Genomic DNA, 20,930 nt, shown 5'->3' with positions numbered 1-20,930 from the left:
CGTCAGGGTCGGATGCCGTCGGCGTATCCGTCGAGGTGCGCGACGATCTCGATGATGCGGGTGGCCGCGGCGAGGCGACGCACCCCCGCCGCCGCGCGCTCGGCCCCGGCCAGCGCGTCCGCGCCCACCCGCTCCCGGTGCAGGGCGCGATGGCGGGCCAGCTCCATCGACGGATAGTCCTGTCGGGCCGCCGAAGCCGCCGCGAGCGTGAGCAGTTCGAGTCCTTCGGGTCGGGCGGGATCGGTCGCCAGCAGGTAGGAGCCGAGCGCGCAGCCGACCGCGCCGATCTGCGGCAGGTCGAGATACTGCGAGAGCCTGCGCTCGGTGGTCGCGACGATCTGGACCACCAGATCGTCGGCCGCCGCGGCCCGGTCGTGCAGGACGTGGGCGCTGACCGCCGCCGCCGACACCATCATCGCGCCGGGCCCGGGACTGAGCTCGAAATCGGGCCAGCCCAGCAGATCCAGGGCCCGGCGATAGTGCCGGAGTCCGGCATCGATGTCACCGTCGGCCAGTTCCAGTTCGGCGACCGCGGTCGCGACCGTCGAGAGCCGGTGGTTGCGGCGGATGGTGGGGTCGTCGACCTGGCCGAGCCCGGAATCCTCGGAGCCGAGCACGAAGTCGATCTCCGCGCGGGCCTGCTCGCGCTGTCCGGCGCCGATCAGGACGGCCGACAGGAAGCACCGGCCCTCCAGGATCTCGTCGTCGACTCGCAGCCTGCTCATCTGCCCCAGCGCCTGCCGGTAGTAGGTGGCCGCCTCGGCGTACCGCGCGGATTGGCCGCACAGCTGGGCCAGATGCTGGCTCATCATCGCCGCGCCCCAGATGTCCTGCGAGGCCAGTTCGTCCAGCGCGCGCAGCGCGTCGCGGGTCGAGCCCGCCACATTGCCCGCGTTCTCCCAGAAGTTGGCGCGGGCGGCCAGCGCGGCTACCCGGGCGCTGCGCTCCGGCGAGTGGGCGCCGTCGGCGAGCAATCGCCCCAGACGGAAAGCCTGGGGGCGCACCGTGATCAGCCCCCCGAGCAACCGCAGGCCCGGATCGAGCCCGGGGTGGCGCAGCAGTCTGCGGGCCCGCAGCCGGGCCCGGGCGACCGGACGCGCGTCACCGCCGTTGTGGAACATCAGGTGCAGGCAGGTCAGCATGTGCGTGACCATCTGGAGGTCGGCGGCCACCCCGGTGACCGGCTCCGGCGGCGTGACCGCGACCAGCCGCACCGCCCAGCCGATGAACTCCAGATGCGCGCCCCGCATCACCCACAGCGTCGCGACCACCGGGAACACGGTGTAGACCGTGTCGGCGTCGGCGTGCGCGGTGGCCGTGCGCAGGACCGCGACCAGGTTGTCGAGCTCGGCGGTCACCGCGAGCACCACCGGCACCTGATCGACAGCGGTGTAGTCGGCGACGGCGCCGAGCACGAAGTCCCGCGCCCACCGGGCCATCCGATCGCGGACCAGCGCGGTTTCCGCGCCGCCGGTCGCGGCGTCGACGGCGGCCATCTGCTCGGCGCCGAACTCGCGCACGGTCTCGAGCATGCGATAGCGGATGCCGGTGCCGTCGGGGTCGTCGAGCACGGTGAGCAGCGACTGCCCGACCAGGCCGTCGACCGCGGCGGCGACCTCGGCGACCTCGGGCCCGGCCGCGACGACCTCGGCCGCCGACAGGGTGAACCCGCCCGGGAACCGCGACAGCCTGCGCAGCACGATCTGCTGATCGAGGTCGAGCAGATTCCAGCTCCACGCGATCACCGCGTGCAGCGTGCGATGCCGCAGCGGCGCGGCCCGATCACCGCTGCGCAGCAGGGCGAAACGATGCTCGAGCCTGGATTCGATCTCGGCGACGCTCATCGTGCGCGCCCGGGCCGCGGCCAGCTCGATCGCCAGCGGCAGACCGTCCAGGGTGCGGCACAGCCGGGCCACGATCTCCGGGTCGAGCCGGACGTCGGGGCGCACCGCCCGCGCTCGCGCGGTGAACAGGTCCGTCGCGGGTGAGCCCGCCGCGTCGATCGCCAACGGTGCCAGCGGATAGACGGATTCGGCGGTGATCGCCAGTGGCGAGCGGCTGGTGGTCAGGACGGTGAGCTGGGCGCAGCTGCCGACCAGGTCGGCGACAACCTCGGCGACCGCCTCGATCACGTGCTCGCAGTTGTCCAGGATCAGCAGGGTCGGGCGGGCGGCGAGCGCGTCGCGCAGTCGAGCGCGCTGGTCGACCTGCCGTCCCAGGCGCAGACCGCCCGGCTCCCGCATCACCTCACCCAGGCCCATGACGTGCCCGATCGCCGCTTCGATGTCGACCAGGGCCTGCGGGCCCGCCGACTCGGCCTGCACCGGGGCCAGCTCGACCAGCACCACCGGCACGGTGCCGGTGAGTCGTTCGCCGACCGCGTTCGCCACGCGGGTCTTGCCGGTACCGCCGGGCCCGAGCACGGTCGTCACCCGCGACCGGCGCACCAGATCGGTGATCGCGTCGAGATCGGCCGCGCGACCGAGTAGTTCGTTGGGGGCGGCGCGCAGGCCGAGGGAGGTGGGCGGGAGGGTGCGCGGTTGGCCGTTGGATCGGTCCCGGGCGCCCGCGCCGCCGGGTTGTCCGACCGCGGGTGTGTCCCAGCCGCTGTTCGCCGCCGACCAACCGTCCCGGTTCGGCGGCTCGGTCGCGCCCGGGGTCCTCGTCCGCGCTGCGGGGTCGTCGGTGATCGCGGTGCCGACCGTCGCGCGGTCGTCCCCGTTCGCGCTCCGATTCGCCGGTGGTGAACCGGCGACCGCGCGTTCGGAGGTGTCGGTCGAGGCGTCCGCGTGATCGGGGCCCCGCTCGGTGCGGCGACGGCTGGCGCCCGGAAGCTCGATCGGATCGCCACGCAACACGGCGGTATTGAGCGCGACCAGGGTCGGACCGGGGTCGGCGCCGAGTTCCTCGATCAGCCGCAGGCGGTAGGCGGCGAAGGTTTCGAGGGCGTCGCTGGTGCGGCCCGCGGCGGCGAGCAGGCGGATGAGGGTGGTGTGGGCGGGCTCGTCGAGGGGGTGGGCGGCCGCGTCGGCGGCGGCCAGCGGGATGGCGGCGGGAAAGTCACCGCGCTGGGTGTGCGCGGTCAGCTCGGCGCGATCGAGGTCGCGGCGCAGCTGGTCGGCGGCGGTCCGCAGGTCGTCGGCCGGGCCGGATTCGGGCAGGTCGGCGCCCGGTTCGCCGCGCCACAGGGCGCGGGCGGCGGCGATCGTGGCCAGGCCGGCGGTGGTCTCGCCGGTCGCGAGGAGGTCCTCGGCGCGACGGACCAGGACGGCGGCCGCGGTCAGGTCGACACTGTCGGCGGGCAGGGTCAACCGGTAGCCGGCGGGGCCGATCTCCAACGCGCCGTCGGGCAGCAGCGCCCGCAATCGCGAGACCTGTGTGTGCAGGGCGTTCATCGGCGCGCGGGGCGGCTGGTCGCCCCAGACCTCGTCGACCAGCGACTGCGCGCTGCGGGCACGGCCGGGGCGCACGGCCAGGGCGGCCAGCAGCAACCGCGCCCGCGCGCCGGGCAGCGCGAGCAAGGTCGCATCGTCGCGGCGGATCGCGATCACGCCGAGCACCCCCACGACGATGGGGGACGCGGCCACCGCGACGGTGGGAGGCGGCCCGTCGGGGCCGAGATGCTGTGCAGACATGCCGCAAGTCATCGTAGGCGAGCGCGACGACGAGCCGGCGTTCCCTGCGGGACCGCCCCGGGCGCGACACCACGCCCGCACGCCGCGGAATTGTCGGTAGCCCGGCTTAGGCTGACCCGCATGGGCGACTTCGAGGTGACCCGGCGCACGACCATTGCCGCCGAACCCGCACGCATCCACGGTTTCATCGATGATTTCCGCCAGTGGCGACTGTGGTCGCCATGGGAGGACGCCGATCCGCAGCTCGCACGCACCTATACCGGCCCCGAGTCGGGTGTCGGGGCCCGCTACACCTGGCGCGGCAACCGTAAGGCCGGCGCGGGCGCGATGGAGATCAAGGCCGACGCCGCGCACGAGATCGGCATCGAGCTGGCGTTCGAGAAGCCGTTCAAGGCCACCAACTTCGTCACCTTCACCCTCACGCCGCGCGGTGCCGCCACCGAGGTGACCTGGCGGATGACCGGCACCCACTCCGGGCTGATGGGCGTGCTCGGCAAGGTCTTCCCGATCGACAACATGATCGGCAAGGACTTCGACAAGGGGCTGGCCCGGCTTAAGACCATCGCCGAATCCGCCTAGTACACCCGCCGGGGCTAGGCTTCGATCCATGGCTACAGCAGCGGAATGGATCGAGGGCGCCCGGCCGCGGACGCTGCCGAACGCGATCGCGCCGGTACTCGCCGGCACCGGCGCGGCCGCGTCGATCGGCGGGGCCGTCTGGTGGAAAGCGATACTGGCGCTGCTGGTTTCGCTGGCGCTGATCGTCGGCGTGAACTACGCCAACGACTACTCCGACGGCATCCGCGGCACCGATGACGTGCGGGTCGGTCCGCTGCGGCTGGTCGGCTCGAAACTGGCCTCCCCCACCGCCGTCCGCAATGCCGCGATCCTCAGCCTGGCGATCGGCGCGGTCGCTGGTCTGGTGCTGGCCGTGACGACCGCCTGGTGGCTGGTCGTACTCGGCGCCGTCTGTCTGGCCGGCGCCTGGTTCTACACCGGCGGCAGCAAGCCCTACGGCTACAGCGGTTTCGGTGAGATCGCCGTGTTCGTGTTCTTCGGCCTGATCGCGGTGCTGGGCACCCAGTACGTGCAGGCGCTGCGCGTGGACTGGGTGGGACTGCTGCTGGCGATCGGCGTCGGCGCGTTCTCCAGTGCGGTGCTGGTCGCCAACAATCTGCGCGACATCCCCACCGACACCGAGGCCGGGAAGGTCACCCTCGCGGTGAAACTCGGCGACGCGCGCACCCGCACGCTGCACCTGATGCTGCTGGTCGCGCCGTTCGTGATCAGCCTGGCCCTGGTGGCCCGCACCCCGTGGGCACTGGCCGGACTGCTGGCGTTGCCGCTGGCGATCCGTGCCAATGCCCCGGTGCGCACCGGCAAGGGTGGGCTGGAACTGATTCCCGCCCTGCGTGATTCCGGGCTGGCGCTGCTGGTCTGGTCGGCGCTGAGCGCGCTGGCCGTCGGACTCGGTTAGTCGTCGCCGTCCGGGACGAGGATGCCGAGCGCCCAGTTGACCAGCGAGATCATCACACCGCCCCAGAACGCCGCCCAGAAACCGTCGACCCGCAGACCGTAGTCGGACAGTTCGGTGATCTTCGCGGTGAGCCAGAGCATGCCCGCGTTCACCAGCAGCAGGAACAGACCGAGCGTGAGGATCACGAACGGCAGGGACAGGAGCTTCACGATCGGCTTGATGACGGCGTTCACCGCGGTGAACACCGCCGCGACGATCAGGATCACCAGGGCTTTGCCCCAGTTCCCCGAATCGGCCGGGACCAGGATGTCGATCTTGTCGATCCACGCCGCCGCGGCCCAGATGGCAATGGCGTTGATGACCAATCGAATGGCTAGCTGCATAGAGCCATGCTAGGCCCGGAAACGGACATTGCGGCGGGTCTGACACACACCCGACGCAGAATTCACGCTGCGCGGTCGAGCATTCCGTAGACGTCGGCACGCAAGTCGGCGGCCCCGTCGCGGCCGCCGAGCAGGTCGGTGGTGGCCGGGTCGGCGCCGCGCAGGATCCCGAGCAGCAGGTAGGCGGTGGAGATCTCGCGCTCCTTGCGGTGGATCGCCTCGCGCAGAGCGAGTTCGAGCGACTTCTTGGCCGGCCCGGCGAACGGGATGTGCCCGGCGCCCAGCAACCGGCCGAAGACGCCGCGACGGACCTCGGGTTCGGCCCGGTCCCAGGCCTCGGGGCCGAAGTTCTCGGTGACGCTGGCCCGCACGGCGTCGAGGTCGATGCCGATCGAGCGCAGGGCTTCGGCGTCGTCGGCGCCCAGCGGCGGCGCGCTCGTCCGGGCGGCGAGAGCGGTGCGCACCCCGTCGGCGGTGATGCCCCGCGCGTCGAGCACCGCCCGCAGGCCCGGCTCGGCGTGGGCGATCACACCGAGCAGCACGTGCTCGGGTCCGATCTGCTTCGCGCCCAGGTCCTTGGCGTCGTCCTGGGCGCTCACTACCGCCACCCTGGCCTGTCGGCTGAACTTCTCGAACATCAGCGGGTACCGCCCTTCCGGTTGTGTTTCTGATGCACCGCCTGCTTGCTGACCTCGAGCGCTTCGGCAATCGCCTGCCACGACCAGCCGTTGGCCCTGGCATTGGCCACCTGGATGGCTTCGAGCCGGTCGGCCAGCCTGCGCAGGGCGAGTACCGCGCGCAGGCCGACCGCCGGATCGGGATTGCCCGCCGCCGAGGCGAGCGTTGTTGCATCGGTCATGTCGTCAATTTTGATTGACGTTCCACGCGGTGTCAACAAAAATTGACAACACGGTCAGCGCACCCGGTACACCAGCTTCGCGAACTGGCCCAGCTGGGCGACCTCGACCAGCCGCAGCCGATCGGACAGCAGGCGGCGCGGCAGCAACGGGGCGCCGCCGCCGAGGGTCACCGGCGCGACGCCGACGATCACCTCGTCGAGCAGTCCGGCATCGGCGAACTGTCCGGCGAGATCACCGCCGCCGATGATCCAGATGTCGCGGCCGGCGGCGGCGGCGACCATCTCCGCGTGCACCGGCCCGACCTCGCTCGCGACGAAACGCACATTCGCACCGGGCAGCTCGGGCAGCTCGGGCAGCTCACGATGGGTGAACACCCAGGTCGGGCGGTCGCCGTAGTTCTCGTGCCACACTTCGGGCGGCTCGTTGGCCACCATCCACTCATAGGTCGTCGCGCCGAGACACATCGCACCGACGCCGAGCAGGAATTCGCTGACATCGCCGGTCGCGTTGTCGGCGTCGGGGACGGCCATCAGCCAATCCAGCGAGTTGTCGGGATCGGCGATGTAACCGTCGAGGCTGGTAGCGGTGTAGTAGCGGGTCGTCATGGACACTGATCCTGACAGTGAAACCTGACACCTCCGGTCAGGTTTCACCGATCAGCCGTGCCAGCGCCCCGTAGCGGCGAATTCGGTGAGGACGGCGGTGGGTCCGGCCAGGTCGAGATTCTGGGCGTCGAGCCAGGCGTCGTCGAAATAGGTACCGGCGTAGCGGTCGCCGCCGTCGCACAGCAGCGTCACGACGCTGCCGCTACGGCCCGCGGCGAGCAGCTCCGATACCAGATGGAAGGCACCCCACAGGTTCGTCCCCGTCGAACCACCGACCCGCCTGCCCAGCACCGTGCTGGCGTGGCGCGCCGTGGCGACCGAGGCCGCGTCCGGAACCAGGATCATCCGGTCGACGACCTGCCCGATGAAGGACGGCTCGACCCGCGGCCTGCCGATGCCCTCGATCCGCGATGGCATCCCGGTCTCGTAGCCCGCGTCACCGGTCTCGTAGCCACCGAAGAACGCCGAATGCTCGGGGTCGACCACGGCCAGCCTGGTCGCGTGCCTGCGATAACGGATGTAGCGGCCGATCGTGGCGCTGGTACCGCCGGTGCCCGCGCCGACCACGATCCACTCCGGGATCGGATTGGTCTCCAGCGCCAGCTGCTGGAAGATGGATTCGGCGATGTTGTTGTTGCCGCGCCAGTCGGTCGCGCGCTCGGCATGGGTGAACTGGTCCATGAAATGCCCGCCGGTCTCGGCAGCCAGGCGCTTGGCCTCGGTGTACATCTCCGGCGCCCGCTCGACGAAATGACATCGCCCGCCCTGGGCTTCGATCAGCGCGATCTTCTGCGGCGACGTGCTCGCCGGCATGACCGCGACGAAATCCAGGCCGAGCAGCTTCGCGAAGTAGGCCTCGCTGACCGCCGTCGACCCCGACGACGCCTCCACCACCGTGGTGCCCTCGGTGACCCAGCCGTTGCAGATCGCGTACAGGAACAGCGAGCGCGCCAGCCGGTGCTTGAGGCTGCCGGTGATGTGGGTGGACTCGTCCTTGAGGTACAGCTGCACCGGCCAGGCGGCAGGCAGCGGATACCGCAGCAGGTGGGTGTCGGCCGAGCGCTGGGAGTCGGCGTCGATCAGCCGGACGGCGTTGTCGACCCAGTCACGCGGGGCGCTGCGGTCGAGGTATTTCACGCGGCCGACCCGTCGTCGTCACCTCGCAACCGGGCCCGCAGCTGCGCCTTGTCCTGGCGGCGGCGCGCGTCGACGACGGCGATGTCCTCGTTGACCTTCGTGCGCAGCTTCTTGAAGAGGGTGAGCGAGAGCGGCATCGCGACGATCAGCGCGAACAGCGCGGCCACGATGATCGGCACCTCGACGCCGATGAGCTTGGCGACGCCGATGATCACCGCGGCGATCAGCACGACGAGCCCGAGCCGGGCCAGCGTGTAGAGGGCCAGATTGCGGACCAGCCGCTTCCCCGCGCCAGAACCTTGCTGACCAGTTGCTTCACTCACGCCACCAGCTTATGCGCGCCGCCGGTGAAGCCGTCAACAGACCCGCGCACGGCCGAAGGCGGGCCCGACCCCACGACGGCCAGGCTCGGCGCAGCCCCGTTCGCGGCTTTTGTCTATTACTTCCCCTTTACCAACAGTAGGTGGTTCGACTACGTGGGGGTCGCAGTGCGACGATGACGCCATCTGATGAGGGAACTGTCGAGAACGGAGAGGTTAGCTATGACTGCGATCACCGTCGGCGGCCAGGACACTCTGCTGACACCAGGCCAAGTAGCCGCAATGTTCCACGTAGACCCCAAGACCGTCACCCGGTGGGCCCATGCGGGCAGGCTCGGTTCGCTGCGCACGCCGGGCGGGCATCGCCGATTCCGCGAGTCCGAGGTTCTGCAGTTGCTGAAATCGCTCACCACCGAGGCAGCACCCCGCTGACCCGACCGGCCGACGCGAGTCCACCCGGGCTCGCGTTTGCCGGGAATTTCCCTTCCGTTACGGATGTGCACACGGCGCGGACACGGCTACCCTCGATAGCAGGAGGTGAGCGACGTGACGTACGTGTTGGCACTCATCGCGATCGTGGCCGTCGCGGTGTTGTGCTGGAAGGCGTTCGGCCCCGAGAAGGCAGGACCGAGTTCCGGCCCACCGTCGCGGCGACCGATTCTCGGCCCCGACGACGACCCGGAATTCCTCTGGCGCCTCGGCAAGCAGCACCGCGACGATTCCGGCCAGTCCGACCTGTAGTTCGCGCGCGCGTGAGCTTACCCACATACCCCCCGATGCACCGCGAAAAACCCGGGTAGATAGCGTATTCCGGTGATCGATGTGCAGCAGAGTTCCATTCCGACCACTTGGCGCGCGGCCGACGGCAGCGCCGTGACGTTCACCGAGGCACGGTCGGCGTGGACTCGCGCCGCACACGAGGTCCTCGCCGACACCGCGACCAGGTTCAACAACTTCATCGTCAACACCGAGTTGGCGGAGCTGGTCCAGGAGGAATCCGGGATCCGCACGCAGGTGAAGTGGCAGCACTGGCTGCCCGTCGTGCTGGACAAGGTCGCCGAGCACTGTCACAAGAACAACGAGCCGCCGCTGAGCGCGCTGTGCGTGCGCAAGAACCAGACCGTGGGCACCGGCTACCGCTACATCCTCGAACTCGCGGGCCTGCCCATCCCCGACGACCTCGAGATGCACGCCGCCGCGGCCCGCTGGCAGTGCTACCAGCACTACGCCACCGATCTCCCCGCCGACGGCGGCCTCCCCACCCTCCCCCCGAAGGTCGCGGCCCTGCGCCAGCAGACCTCCCAGGACCTGGCCGCCGCCGAAGCGGCCGAAGCCGCCGCCAAGCCCAAGCGCACCTCGACGTCCTCACGCCGCAGCGTCACCGTCCCCAAGCCAGAACCGGTCCGCAAGCCCGTCTGCCTCAACTGCCACGTCGAACTCCCGGCCAACAAGATCTGCTACTACTGCTGATCCCGATCGCTCGACCGATGCCCGGACGCTCACCTGAGCCTCTGGGCATCGTCGTCTCCGGGCATCGACGACCACGTGACCGCCGCTACACGGCCTGAACGGTCACCCGGTAGCCGATGGTGATCTCTTTGCCCACGATGGTGATCTCTTTGCCCACATGCGCGGCACCGCCGAGGTAGAGCCATCGCGCGGTACCACCGGCGCGTGGATCAGGAAGGTATGTCGCACGGACGTACTCGACTCCCGACGGGAATCCACTCGCGGGGGCGGACGCGGTGCTCATCCACCACCCTTCAGCCCACACTCGCGGTTCGGGCGCGCCCTCGGACAGCGGTGGGACGTCCGGGAGGAAACCACCGAACTCGTCAGCCGCTGCCCGGGCGGACTGAAAGAACTTCCCCATCATGACGAGTCGCACAACGCCTCCGAAGACCGTGCAGCTCGTCGTGAGCCGCAACGGCGGAGCCGGTTGCGCGTAGAACTCCAAGGCCATGCGCCGACTGTACGGACACCGACCAGGCGGCACAGCATCCTCACTGTGAACCGAACCCGCAGAAGTCGAGCCACCACCAACCGCCGCCCAGTTCCATCGTCGGGCAGACAGGTTCGCCGAACCCGTCGTACGGTCCGGGCTCGGGTGTTCCGACGAAATGCGCGTAGCCGTGCGCGTCGTCGGGGATCCCGATGTAGGTGGGTACGAACCGGACCGGCTGGCCATTACTGGTGCCGATCACTGCCACCTTGCAGTTCACCGAAACAAAACACAGATGCCGTGGCAGGTCGACACCGTAGTAGTCGATGCTGCGAAGCTCCGGCAGCTCCATCGCTGCGACAGCGGCGAAGGCCGGCCGTTCGACCCAAAACCTGGTCCATGCGGCAGCTTTCGGGTTGAAGAAGAGAAAAAGCGACCCGCCGACCCCGATCAGTGCGAGTACCGCGGTTGCCACCAGCGGCCACGGTCGCGTATCGCGGCTGGCCAGAAACAGCACGAACGCGAAGCAGGCCAGGACGATCACGAACACGCCCAGCAGCAGCGGGAAGGCGAGAATCCAGAACTCCGTGAAGACCCAGCCGATATGTAGCGTCACGCCGAGAGCGATCGTGGCCAAGACCGCGGCGCACAGGGGGCCGGCGAAGGATCGAAAAGCCTTGACGAACACGAACGCAGCCTACGTCGGCGACAGCGGTAGCGACCGCGTTCGCCCCGTTCCTCACGTCCGCCGACCACGTCGGGCCGACCTGAGAGACCGGTTATCGCGCTCCCCGGACCAGGGCCGCGCCGCTCAGCTCAGTCCGGCGTAGCTGTGCAGACCCGAGATCACCATGTTGATGATGAAGAGGTTGAACAGCATCGCGACGAAGCCGGCGATGTTGATCCAGGCGGCCTTGGTGTCGCGCCAGCCGGAGGTGGCTCGGGCGTGGAGGTAGGCGGCGTAGAGGACCCAGGCGATGAAGGAGCAGGTTTCCTTGGGGTCCCAGCCCCAGAAGCGGCCCCAGGCGGCTTCAGCCCAGATGGCGCCGAGGATGACGCCGGCGCCGAAGAGGGGGAAGCCGATGATGGTGGTCTTGTAGGCGAGCTGGTCGAGGGTGCGGGCGTCGGGGAGGCGGCGGGCGATGGTGCCGAAGATCGAGTTCGACTCCGCGCCCGCGGGCTGGCGCATGCGGTAGAGGTAGAGCAGGCTGGCGACGCCGGAGACCAGGAAGACGCCGCTGCCGATGCTGACGATGGTGACGTGGATCGGCAGCCAGAACGAACGCAGCGCGGGGACGACGGGCGCGGCGTCGGCGTAGAGGACGGTGCCGGCCAGGAACATCAGGATCAGCACGGGGACCAGCAGGAAGACCCACATGGACCGGTAACGCTGGTCACGCAGGAAGTACAGGCCGATCACCACGGCGGCCGCGGTGGCCATGGTGGTGAACTCGTACATGTTGCCGAGCGGGAAGCGGTGGGTGGCGAAGCCGCGCAGCACGATCGAGCCGACGTGCAGCAGCGCGCCGACGAGCAGTACCGCGAACGCCATGTTGCCGAGGCGCTCGGAGGTCGGCTTGGCGGCCGGGGTCTCGATCCGGCCGGGCAGCGACGGGTCGACGGGCGCGCCCGCGGTGACCAGCTCGCGCTCCGCGACCTTGTTGGCGCGCGCCGAGGCGTACTGCACCAGCAACAGCACCAGCGCCAGGGCGTAGATCGCCATGGCCGACATGAAGGCGAAGTCGCTGTAGCGCGCCACCGTTTCGTCGATCGGCATCAGTTCTCCGTTTCCGCGTCCAGTACCCGCGCGCGCAGCCGGTCGAATTCGCCGCCCCAGCCCGCCTGATCGCTTCTGGCCAGACCGCCCATTTCTACTACGGTCCGTCGTTGATCCACGGTACCTGCCCCGCTCTCGGCGGGGTACGCCCGGATCCAGATTCGGCGCCGCTTGACCAGCAGCGACACCAGCAGACCGGCCATCATCGTCAGCGCGCTCACCAGCACCCATTGCTGGGCCGGATCGTGCGAGACCTGGAGGTTCACGAATTCCTTCGCGCCGTCGAAGGTCACCTTCGCGCCGCTGGGCAGCGTGGTCGACTCGCCCGGTCGCAGGTTGACCCGCGCCTCCTTGGTGAGCCGACCCTGCTTGATCATCTCCGGGTCCAGCGAGAACAGCGACTGCGAGCGGCCGGTGTCCAGGCCGGTGTTGCCGCGGTAGATGTCGACGGCGACGGCCGGATCGTCCATCGTCGGGAACGACGAGGTGAGCAGGCTGCCGTGGAACAGCGCCGTCGGGGCGAACAGGCCCTCGATGGCGATCTGGTTCTGCCGGCGCTCCTCGTCGGTGGCGTACATGCCGCCGGGCGGGTCGATCCGCAGGACGCCGCTGGACAGGAAGGTCCTGGCGTCGTCGGGGCGCCACTGGATGGTCTCGGTGCGGGTCTGCCCGTTCGGGAAGGTGACGGTGAACGTCGGCGCGAAACCGTGACCCTGCAGGTAGACGCGGTCACCGGCGACGCGCAGCGGATGGTTCACCCGCAGCTCGGTGGAGCGCCAGGTATCGGTGCTCAGGTCTTCGCCCGCCTGGTACTCGACGTTCGAGGTGAACATCTCGGCCTGGCCGGTGGGCAGGTAGTCGGCCTTGAAGTCCTTGACCCGCACGCACAGCGGGGTCATCCCGGTGCCGTCGTTGACATTGCCCGCGCGGAAGGAGTCGAACACCGCGGGCGAGGTGGTGCAGAAGCCGGCGCCGTTGTCGGCGATCACGATGACGTTGCCCTCGTAACCGAACAGCTTGCCCAGCGCGATCGAGGCGAGCAGCCCCACCAGCGACAGGTGGAAGACCAGGTTGCCGAACTCGCGCAGGTAGCCCTTCTCGGCCGACAGCGTGACCTCGCCGTCGCGCTTGCCCGGCCGCACCTCGGTGCGCCAGCCGCGCAGCTGCCCACGCGCCTGCTCGACGACGGCGTCGGCGTCGCGGTCGACGGTCTCGCTGAAGTGGTGCGGCAGCCGGCCCAGATTGCGCGGCGTCGGCACCGGCGGGGTGCGCAAGGCCCGGTAGTGGTCCCAGCAGCGCGGCAGGATGCAGCCGACCAGCGAGATGAACAGCAGCACGTAGATGGCGGTGAACCAGAAGCTGCCGAACACGTCGAACAGCTCGAACCGGTCCATCCACGGACCCAGCGTCGGCCGGTCGGCGATGTACTGCTCGACCTTCTGCGTGTTCAGGCTGCGCTGGGGCAGCAAGGCGCCGGGAATGGCGGCCAGGGCCAGCAGGAACAGCAGCACCAGGGCGGTGCGCATGCTGGTGAGGCCGCGCCAGGTATTGCGGACCAGGGCCCAGGCACGGCCGGGCAGGGACTGCCGGACGGGCGGGTTGGGGGTGGTCGGCGGAGTCAGTGTGTCAGTCATCAGATCGGGAGAGTCACCTCGGAGACGAACCCGTCACGCACCCAGCCGACGAACTGATCCCATGCCCCCGTGACCAGCGCGACGCCGACGGCGACGAGCAGAACACCCCCGATTACCTGAATGGTGCGCGAGTTGCGCCGCAACCATCCCACCCCACGCAGCGCGCCGGCCGACCCGAACGCCAGCACGACGAACGGCAGCCCGAGCCCGAGGCAGTACGCCACGATCAGCACGACACCGCGCGCCGCGGTCGTGCCCTCGGTGCCCGCGGACACCGCCATCACGCCCGACAGTGTCGGCCCGAGGCACGGCGTCCAGCCCAGCGCGAACACCCCGCCCAGCAGGGGCGCGCCGACGATGCTGGTGAACCTGCGCGGTTCCATCCTGGTGTCGCGCTGGAGCGCCGGCACCAGGCCGATGAAGACCAGACCCATCAGAATGGTCACCACACCGCCGATGCGCTGCAGCAACTCCCGGTTGACGTTGAGGGTCTGGATCACGCCGAACACGGTGGCCGTGGCCAGCACGAATACCACCGTGAACCCGGCGACGAACAGTCCGGCGGCACCGGCCACCCGCAGCTTGGCGCTACGGCGCTGCGCGGTGAGCGTGCCCACCTGCGCGGCACTGGCCGGTGGCGCCTCGGCGCCGACCAGCCCGGCCAGATAGGACAGGTACCCCGGCACCAACGGCACGACACACGGTGAAGCGAACGACACCAGGCCCGCGAGCAGGCAGGCACCCAACGCCAACAGCAACGGACCCGATGCCGCCGTCTGCTGGAAGGAATCCCCGACTGCGGCGAGCACCATCACTCGCTGGTGTCCTCGTCACGCTGCTCGTCGCGGGGCAACGACAGGGTGCGCTCGGTCTCGGCCGGTTCGACCGGGCCGAAATCGAACAGGCCCGCGCCGGCGACGCTGCGCGGGACGGTCGCGATGCCCGCCCAACGATCGTCGACGGTCCACCCCGCTCCCATGCGGCGCGCGCCCTGACGGGGGCGACACGCGGTCAGATTTCCGGGACGACGACGGCTCACTGCTTCTCCTCGGCGGCGATGCGCTCGACCACGGGCTGCAGATCTTCTGCCAATAGCGAGCGAAGGAAGACCGCGGCGACCCGGTGCTGACGATCCAGGATCAACGTGGTCGGAATGACACTGGTGGGAAAGTTTCCGCCGAGCGCGAGCAAGGTTCGCATCGACGGGTCGTAGATGGACGGGTATTCGATCTTGTTGTCCACTACGAAGTCCTGGGCTTTGTCCCGCTGGTGATCGCGGACATTGATGCCCAGGAACGCGACGCCCTTGTCCTTGGTCGCCGCGAAGACCTTTTCGAGCGCGGGCGACTCGGCGCGGCACGGGCCACACCACTGTCCCCACAGATTCACGACCACGATCTGGTTCGGGAAATCGTCGACCGAGACGGTCTTTCCCTCGTTCATCAGATCGGGCCCCGAGAGCTTGCCGATCGTTCCGCGCGTCGCGGGCGGATCGTAGTAGATATCGGTTCTACCACCGGGCGAGACGAATTCGAAGGTGCCGCCCCCGGTGGCCACCGCATCGGTACCTGTCGAACAGCCGGCGGCCGCGACGATCACGAACAGCGCGGACAGGACGGCAGTGATCGCCCGCAGCCGGTGGCTGCGGGCGGGGACCGACGCGGTGGAGCGTGTCATGCGCCGTGAACCGAAGGGTCGGAGGCGCCCGCTGGTTCGGAGTACACGATGTCCACCAGGGTATCCCCGTGGTAGACCAGCGAGGTCAGCGAGGCGAGCGAGCACTGCCGGTTGCGCGGGTCGTGCCACAGACGCTGGCCCTGCAGGAACCGGCGCAGCGTCCACACGGGCAGCTGATGCGAGACCAGCACCACCTCGTGACCGGCGCCCTCGACGCGGGCCTTGTTGACCGCGGCCAGCATGCGATGCGCGATCTGCAGATACGGCTCGCCCCAGGACGGGGTGAACGGGTCGCGCAGCTTCCACCAGTGCCGGGGCTTGCGCAGCGCGCCGTCGCCGACGGACACCCGCAGGCCCTCGAAGGTGTTGCCCGCCTCGATCAGGTTCTCGTCGGTGCGCACGATGACGTCGTGGGCGGCCGCGATCGGGGCCGCCGTCTCCTGGGCGCGTTGCAGCGGGGAGGCGATCACCAGGGAGACGTCGTGGTCGGCCAGCGAGCGCGCGACGGCCCCGGCCTGCGATCGGCCGGTCACCGAGAGGCTGAAGCCGGGCAGGCGACCGTAGAGGATGCCGTTCGGATTGTGCACCTCGCCGTGGCGCAGCACGTGGACGATGGTTTCCACCGTCGCGGGGTCGTCGTCGAGGCCGGGCGGCGCGGCGGCGGGCGCGGGATGCGGCGCCTCGTCACCGTCGACCGGAGTGGTGAATTCTGCGTCGGGCTGGTCGGAGCTCACGCTGGGGATCCTTCGGGGGTTGCGGCCGCGGCCGCGAGGGCGGCGGCGGGCAGAGCGGCGGCGATACGGTCGAACGCGTCCTCGTCGAGCGCCGCGGAGACGAACCATGCCTCGAACGCGCTCGGCGGCGCGTACACGCCCGCGTCGAGCAGAGCGTGGAAGAAGGCTGGGTAACGCCAGGTCTGGCTCGCCTTGGCGGCGGCGTAGTCGGTCACCGGGCGGTCGGCGAAGAACACGCTCACCATATTGCCTGCGAACTGCACTTGATGCTCGACCCCGGCCTCGGTCAGGGCTTTCGCGAACAGACCGCCGAGCCGATCGGCGTTGCGATCCAGGGCCGCGTACACCTCGGCGTCGGCGGCGCGCAGCGTCGCCAGGCCGGCCGCGACGGCGACGGGGTTACCGGAGAGCGTGCCCGCCTGATAGACCGGGCCGAGCGGAGCGAGGTTGTTCATGATCTCGGCGCGACCGCCGAACGCGGCGGCGGGCAGGCCGCCGCTCATCACCTTGCCGAAGGTGTAGAGGTCACCGGCGACGCCCTCGCGGCCGTACCAGCCCGCGGCACTGACCCGGAAGCCGGTCATGACCTCGTCCATGATCAGCAGCGCGCCGTTGTCGTGCGCCAGGGTGCGCAGGCCCTCGTTGAAGCCGGGCAGCGGCGCGACCGCGCCCATGTTGCCCGCGGCGGCCTCGGTGATGACGCACGCGATCCGGCCCGGGTTGGCCTCGAACGCGGCAGCGACGGCGGTCAGGTCGTTATAGGGCAGCACGATGGTGTCGGCGGCCTGGGCGCCGGTGACGCCGGGTGAGGTCGGCAGCCCGAGCGTGGCGACGCCGGAGCCCGCGTCGGCCAGCAGCGCGTCGACGTGGCCGTGGTAGCAGCCGGCGAACTTGATGATCTTGGACCGGCCGGTGAAGCCGCGGGCCAGCCGCACCGCGCTCATGGTGGCCTCGGTGCCGGAGTTGACCAACCGGACCCGCTCGACCGGCTCGACCCGCGCGGCGATGGCCTCGGCCAGTTCGATCTCGGCCTCGGTGGGCGCGCCGAACGACAGTCCGCCGGTGGCGGCCCGCTGCACCGCTTCGACGACGGCGGGGTGCGCGTGGCCCAGGATCATCGGACCCCAGGAGCAGACCAGATCGACGTATTCGTTGCCGTCGGCGTCGACGAGGGTGTAGCCGTTCGCCGAGGCGATGAACCGCGGAGTTCCGCCGACCGAATTGAACGCACGGACCGGGGAATTGACCCCACCCGGGATCACCGAAGCGGCCCGCTCGAAGAGCTGAGCGGACATCGGTACCTGCGACGGACTGGCCTCGGCCGCGCGCGGAGAAGAACTCACGGATTCCAGTCTCTCAGCTCGCCTCGGCGCGCCGGACGACAGGGTGGAGCACAGTGACCCAGACCGCAGCGACCCACCGGCGACACGCCCGACACGCCGCCCCTGCGCGGAGATCATTTGGATCCGGGTGCGCTGGCCTGCGGCTACGCTGCGGGCTGCTCGAGCACCGAGCGGTAGACATCAGCTATCAGCGGAAGGGTGTTTCATGCGTTTCGGCGTCACCAGCACTGCACTGTGTTTCCCGCGGGCTGCCCTGTGTACGGGGTTCGTCGCGGCCGGAGTGGTCCTCGGCGCGGGCACGGCCACCGCCTTCGCACCGCAGGTCCACCCGGATCGGATCGGCGCCCAGCTCGACCACGAGGAGACCGTCGCGCTCGGCGCGGGTCCGGTCCCGGCGCTCACCGCGATGTTCGTCCCGGCCAACCGGATCGGCGCGGGCCTGCACGGGGACACCACGCTCTACCGCGACGCCGACGGCGGCATCCGCGCCACCCTGCGCCAGGTGGTGACGGAGGCGGCGAGTCATCCCGACGGCACCGTCACCGTGTTCCTGAACGCGCCGGGCACGCGCGGAGGCCGCGTCGTCGACGTCTACCAGCAGTGGGCCGGTTAGGTGTACATGCAGGGGACGTCGGCCGAGATCGTGTGCAGCTGGCACATGATGCCGTTGTAGATGCCGCTCGAGCCGGTCTCCGGGGCGAAGCCACCGGCGGCCGGCTCGGCGACCATGGGGGTCAGGGGCAGGCCTGCGGCCTGGGCGGGTGCCGCTGCCAGGGCGATCGCCGCCACGGCCGCGGCGGCCGTACAGAATCCCGCGGTGAGCTTGGTCATCGGTGGTCCTCCATGTTGCCCGCCGAGGCGAGCGGTCGAGATATGTCCCGAACCCCAACGCGCGCATCGGGATTCGGCTTCACTCAAGACATCGGTTCGACGGACCGCAGTGCTACAGATCGGGTCGCGATCCGGGCGACGGCGTCGATCACCAGCAGCCCCGCGACGATGACCAGCGCGCTGGCGAGCAGCAGCAGCGGCGGCACATAGCGGACGGCCTCGAACCCCGGATGCTCGTCGGAGGTGACGAAGCCGGTCACCCGTCGTGCGTAGCGCCAGCTGTAGACCGCTCCGGCCAGGCAGATCACGGCGAGGCCGAGCTCGAACAGCGCCGTGGCGATCCAGCGTTTCATCATTGCGATCCTGCCAGGGCCGAGCCCAGCGCGGCGCGCAGCCCGGCGTGGTCGATCGCCCACGCCTGCACGATCCGGCCGTCCACCAGGCGCAACCCGATGCCGCGACGGCGCCGGGGCACGCCGCTGAGCGCGCCGAGCGCCCGGCCTTCGGCGGCGTCGTCGTCATCGGTGGGCAGCACGGCGGCGATCTCGGTCAGCGGCACGGACTCGACGCCCTGGTGCAGGGCGGTGCCGGTCAGTTCGACACGGGCGTGGGTGCGGCCGGCGATCACCTGGAGCACCGTGAAACCACCGATGGCGACGGCGCAGAAACCGAGGGCGAACCCGTGCAGCGTGCTGCCCGCGAGCCACTCCACCAGCAGGATCACCGCGCACAACAGCGGGCCGTAGGCGATCGCGCGCCAGCGCGCGCCGGGCTCGGAGAACAACACCATGGGAGGACCGCGGCGCCGAGGGCGCCGGTGGATCAGCCGACCAGACTCGGCAACAGAATCAGTGCGATGGTGACGACGGCCAGCAGGACCATCAAGCCGATGACCAACAGGTCGCGTCGCAGGCGGTGCTGCTGCTCGATCACCACGCGCATCATTGCCTCCGAATCCCCCGGACTTCTACCGGTCACATCACTGGGATTACCCCAAATCCCTGTGATCATGCTCACCATACACTGTGGCGTGTCAGTGACCAAAGACGTCGGGGTTCAACCTGGCGTTCACCGGCGGTTCAGCTGGAAGTACCTGGTCGATTCCGGACGGTAACTCAGGTACGCCGCGCCGACCGCCAGCACGCCCTGCACGATCGCGGTGCCGCCGGCGACCATCGTGGCCACCGAGGTGTCCCCGGAGAAGGCGAACATGGTGGCGATCGCACCCATCCCCAGCCAGACCGCGATGACGGTGAGTACCGTGCGCGCCCAGGACTTGCCGCGGCCGAGCTGCTGCGCGATCAGTACGGTCACCCCGGCGAGCACCAGCCCGACGACCGCGGTCAGTACGAAGGCGGCCAGCACCATCACATCGACCGTGGACGCGGGGAAATTCGGGTCGCTCTTGTGCATCTCGTCGAGGAACTGCTTGCTCAGCTCGTCGCGCTGCCCGGTCATGGTGACGATTCCAGCGCCGGTGTAGACGACCCCGAGCCCGGACACGGCCCACCACAGCTGGCGTGCGGTGCCGACATCCTCGGGCATCGGGAGGGACTCGGGTTTGTGCGGTGGAACGATCACGACAGCCAGTGTGCAGCCTCGGTCGCCCAATAGGTGAGCACGATGTCGGCGCCCGCCCGCCGGATACCGATCAACGACTCCAGGACCGAGGCCCTGCGGTCGATCCAGCCGCGCTCGGCGGCGGCGGTGATCATCGCGTACTCGCCCGAGATCTGGTACGCGGCGACCGGGACGGTGGAGCGGTCGGCCACATCGCGCAGGATGTCGAGGTAGGACATCGCCGGCTTCACCATCACGATGTCGGCGCCCTCGGCGAGGTCGAGCTCGAGTTCGCGCAGCGACTCGCGGCGGTTGGCCGGGTCCTGCTGGTAGGTGCGGCGATCGCCTTCCAGCGACGAGCCGACGGCCTCGCGGAACGGGCCGTAGAAGGCGGAGGCGTACTTCGCCGCGTAGGCCAGGATGGCGGTGTCGGTGCGCCCGACCGCGTCCAGACCGCGCCGGATCGCGCCCACCTGGCCGTCCATCATCCCGCTGGTGCCGAGCAGATCGGCGCCCGCCTCGGCCTGCGCGAGCGCCATCTCGACGTAGCGGTGCAGGGTGGCGTCGTTGTCGACCGCGCCGTCGGAACCGATGACGCCACAGTGGCCGTGATCGGTGAACTCGTCCAGACAGGTGTCGGCCATGACGACGGTCGCGTCGCCGACCTCCTCGGCCAGTGCGCGCAGACCGCGGTTGAGGATGCCGTTCGGATCGCTGGCCTGACTGCCGGTGGCGTCCTTGTCCTCGGGCAGCGGCACGCCGAACAGCATCAGGCCACCGACCCCCGCGGTCACCGCTTCGACCGACGCCTTGCGCAGCGAGTCCAGCGAGTGCTGATACACGCCGGGCATCGAACTGATCTCGCGCGGTTCGTCGATGCCGTCGGCGACGAACATCGGCAGCACCAGCTGACGCGGCTCGAGCGTGGTCTCGGCGACGAGCCGACGCAATGCGGGTGTCCTGCGCAACCGCCGCGGGCGGTCGAAAGCGGTCATAGACCGCAGAATACGCCTGG

The 20,930-nt window shown here is 69.8% G+C and carries 27 protein-coding genes; 6 read left to right on the top strand and 21 right to left on the bottom strand.

From position 1 onward, the window contains the following. Positions 1-2 precede the first annotated feature (2 nt). Entirely contained in the window at positions 3-3,635 is a 3,633-nt protein-coding gene (locus tag V8688_RS03920; protein WP_342800187.1) for a BTAD domain-containing putative transcriptional regulator, read from the bottom strand. 120 nt (positions 3,636-3,755) lie between these two features. Here V8688_RS03920 and V8688_RS03915 point away from each other — a divergent pair, with 120 nt between their 5' ends. Continuing rightward, positions 3,756-4,214, top strand: coding sequence for an SRPBCC family protein (locus V8688_RS03915; RefSeq protein WP_218716648.1), 459 nt, complete (start codon positions 3,756-3,758; stop codon positions 4,212-4,214). Between the two features lie 28 nt (positions 4,215-4,242). Beyond that, positions 4,243-5,112, top strand: a complete 870-nt coding sequence (locus V8688_RS03910; RefSeq protein WP_218716647.1) for a 1,4-dihydroxy-2-naphthoate polyprenyltransferase — start codon at positions 4,243-4,245, stop codon at positions 5,110-5,112. On the opposite strand, the gene V8688_RS03905 is transcribed toward V8688_RS03910, so the two are convergent. From V8688_RS03905 to V8688_RS03880, 6 genes are all read right to left on the bottom strand, one after another. Beyond that, positions 5,109-5,495, bottom strand: a complete 387-nt coding sequence (locus V8688_RS03905; RefSeq protein ID WP_342800186.1) for a phage holin family protein — start codon at positions 5,493-5,495, stop codon at positions 5,109-5,111. The genes V8688_RS03910 and V8688_RS03905 overlap by 4 nt on opposite strands. A gap of 62 nt (positions 5,496-5,557) precedes the next feature. Further along, the gene (locus V8688_RS03900; protein ID WP_342800185.1) at positions 5,558-6,133 is read right to left on the bottom strand and encodes a Clp protease N-terminal domain-containing protein; all 576 of its coding nucleotides are present in this window, start codon (positions 6,131-6,133) and stop codon (positions 5,558-5,560) included. Beyond that, positions 6,133-6,354 carry a helix-turn-helix domain-containing protein gene (locus V8688_RS03895; RefSeq protein WP_110039216.1) on the bottom strand — a complete coding sequence of 74 codons (222 nt, stop codon included), beginning with the start codon at positions 6,352-6,354 and terminating at the stop codon, positions 6,133-6,135. Before V8688_RS03895 ends, V8688_RS03900 begins: the two co-directional genes overlap by 1 nt. Positions 6,355-6,408: 54 nt before the next feature. After that, complete coding sequence (locus V8688_RS03890) at positions 6,409-6,960, bottom strand: dihydrofolate reductase family protein (RefSeq protein WP_342800184.1); 552 nt, start codon at positions 6,958-6,960, stop codon at positions 6,409-6,411. Between the two features lie 51 nt (positions 6,961-7,011). Next, complete coding sequence (locus V8688_RS03885) at positions 7,012-8,097, bottom strand: PLP-dependent cysteine synthase family protein (protein ID WP_218716643.1); 1,086 nt, start codon at positions 8,095-8,097, stop codon at positions 7,012-7,014. Continuing rightward, positions 8,094-8,420: a DUF4229 domain-containing protein gene (locus V8688_RS03880; protein WP_218716642.1), complete on the bottom strand. Its 327-nt coding sequence runs from the start codon at positions 8,418-8,420 to the stop codon at positions 8,094-8,096. The genes V8688_RS03885 and V8688_RS03880 overlap by 4 nt, the downstream gene beginning before the upstream one ends. 219 nt (positions 8,421-8,639) lie before the next feature. On the opposite strand from V8688_RS03880, the gene V8688_RS03875 reads away from it, so the two are divergent. The 3 genes from V8688_RS03875 (at position 8,640) to V8688_RS03865 (ending at position 9,887) form a co-directional block, all read left to right on the top strand. Beyond that, complete coding sequence (locus V8688_RS03875; RefSeq protein WP_019049435.1) at positions 8,640-8,849, top strand: BldC family transcriptional regulator; 210 nt, start codon at positions 8,640-8,642, stop codon at positions 8,847-8,849. A 114-nt stretch (positions 8,850-8,963) separates the two neighbouring features. Further along, positions 8,964-9,158 (top strand): hypothetical protein, encoded by a 195-nt coding sequence (locus V8688_RS03870; RefSeq protein WP_218716641.1) that lies wholly within the window; start codon positions 8,964-8,966, stop codon positions 9,156-9,158. Positions 9,159-9,230: 72 nt separating this feature from the next. Continuing rightward, positions 9,231-9,887, top strand: coding sequence for a hypothetical protein (locus V8688_RS03865; protein ID WP_255586998.1), 657 nt, complete (start codon positions 9,231-9,233; stop codon positions 9,885-9,887). A gap of 85 nt (positions 9,888-9,972) precedes the next feature. On the opposite strand, the gene V8688_RS03860 is transcribed toward V8688_RS03865, so the two are convergent. The 9 genes from V8688_RS03860 to hemL form a co-directional block, all read right to left on the bottom strand. Beyond that, the gene (locus tag V8688_RS03860; RefSeq protein ID WP_342800183.1) at positions 9,973-10,170 is read right to left on the bottom strand and encodes a hypothetical protein; all 198 of its coding nucleotides are present in this window, start codon (positions 10,168-10,170) and stop codon (positions 9,973-9,975) included. 250 nt (positions 10,171-10,420) lie between these two features. Further along, positions 10,421-11,047 carry a hypothetical protein gene (locus V8688_RS03855; protein ID WP_342800182.1) on the bottom strand — a complete coding sequence of 209 codons (627 nt, stop codon included), beginning with the start codon at positions 11,045-11,047 and terminating at the stop codon, positions 10,421-10,423. A 123-nt stretch (positions 11,048-11,170) separates the two neighbouring features. After that, on the bottom strand, positions 11,171-12,136 hold the full coding sequence (gene ccsB, locus V8688_RS03850; protein WP_218716638.1) for a c-type cytochrome biogenesis protein CcsB: 966 nt from the start codon (positions 12,134-12,136) through the stop codon (positions 11,171-11,173). After that, positions 12,136-13,770, bottom strand: coding sequence for a cytochrome c biogenesis protein ResB (locus tag V8688_RS03845; RefSeq protein ID WP_218716637.1), 1,635 nt, complete (start codon positions 13,768-13,770; stop codon positions 12,136-12,138). Before V8688_RS03845 ends, ccsB begins: the two co-directional genes overlap by 1 nt. Further along, positions 13,770-14,582, bottom strand: coding sequence for a cytochrome c biogenesis CcdA family protein (locus V8688_RS03840; RefSeq protein ID WP_218716636.1), 813 nt, complete (start codon positions 14,580-14,582; stop codon positions 13,770-13,772). Before V8688_RS03840 ends, V8688_RS03845 begins: the two co-directional genes overlap by 1 nt. Continuing rightward, positions 14,582-14,749 carry a hypothetical protein gene (locus tag V8688_RS03835; RefSeq protein ID WP_218716635.1) on the bottom strand — a complete coding sequence of 56 codons (168 nt, stop codon included), beginning with the start codon at positions 14,747-14,749 and terminating at the stop codon, positions 14,582-14,584. Before V8688_RS03835 ends, V8688_RS03840 begins: the two co-directional genes overlap by 1 nt. 56 nt (positions 14,750-14,805) lie before the next feature. Then, the gene (locus tag V8688_RS03830; protein WP_218716634.1) at positions 14,806-15,447 is read right to left on the bottom strand and encodes a TlpA disulfide reductase family protein; all 642 of its coding nucleotides are present in this window, start codon (positions 15,445-15,447) and stop codon (positions 14,806-14,808) included. Continuing rightward, positions 15,444-16,070: a histidine phosphatase family protein gene (locus tag V8688_RS03825; protein ID WP_218716653.1), complete on the bottom strand. Its 627-nt coding sequence runs from the start codon at positions 16,068-16,070 to the stop codon at positions 15,444-15,446. The genes V8688_RS03830 and V8688_RS03825 overlap by 4 nt, the downstream gene beginning before the upstream one ends. 107 nt (positions 16,071-16,177) lie before the next feature. Then, complete coding sequence (gene hemL / locus V8688_RS03820; RefSeq protein WP_308248372.1) at positions 16,178-17,524, bottom strand: glutamate-1-semialdehyde 2,1-aminomutase; 1,347 nt, start codon at positions 17,522-17,524, stop codon at positions 16,178-16,180. Positions 17,525-17,729: 205 nt separating this feature from the next. Between hemL and V8688_RS03815 the strand changes: the two genes are divergently transcribed. Then, a complete protein-coding gene (locus V8688_RS03815) occupies positions 17,730-18,137 on the top strand; it encodes a hypothetical protein (RefSeq protein ID WP_218716633.1) in 408 nt (135 codons plus the stop codon). Here the strand turns inward: V8688_RS03815 and V8688_RS03810 are convergent. The 5 genes from V8688_RS03810 to hemB form a co-directional block, all read right to left on the bottom strand. Further along, positions 18,134-18,355: a hypothetical protein gene (locus tag V8688_RS03810; RefSeq protein ID WP_316576199.1), complete on the bottom strand. Its 222-nt coding sequence runs from the start codon at positions 18,353-18,355 to the stop codon at positions 18,134-18,136. The two genes, V8688_RS03815 and V8688_RS03810, sit on opposite strands and share 4 nt — an antisense overlap. Before the next feature lie 83 nt (positions 18,356-18,438). Further along, on the bottom strand, positions 18,439-18,708 hold the full coding sequence (locus V8688_RS03805) for a hypothetical protein (RefSeq protein WP_342800181.1): 270 nt from the start codon (positions 18,706-18,708) through the stop codon (positions 18,439-18,441). Then, positions 18,708-19,145 carry a hypothetical protein gene (locus tag V8688_RS03800; protein ID WP_342800180.1) on the bottom strand — a complete coding sequence of 146 codons (438 nt, stop codon included), beginning with the start codon at positions 19,143-19,145 and terminating at the stop codon, positions 18,708-18,710. Before V8688_RS03800 ends, V8688_RS03805 begins: the two co-directional genes overlap by 1 nt. A gap of 278 nt (positions 19,146-19,423) precedes the next feature. Beyond that, a complete protein-coding gene (locus tag V8688_RS03795) occupies positions 19,424-19,936 on the bottom strand; it encodes a hypothetical protein (RefSeq protein ID WP_342800179.1) in 513 nt (170 codons plus the stop codon). Further along, entirely contained in the window at positions 19,933-20,910 is a 978-nt protein-coding gene (hemB, locus tag V8688_RS03790; RefSeq protein WP_218716629.1) for a porphobilinogen synthase, read from the bottom strand. Before hemB ends, V8688_RS03795 begins: the two co-directional genes overlap by 4 nt. Positions 20,911-20,930: the final 20 nt, after the last annotated feature.

The sequence above is a fragment of the Nocardia sp. No.11 genome, from assembly GCF_038752175.1.
Lineage (GTDB): Bacteria > Actinomycetota > Actinomycetes > Mycobacteriales > Mycobacteriaceae > Nocardia > Nocardia canadensis.
This window is presented reverse-complemented; position numbering and strand designations above follow the sequence as displayed.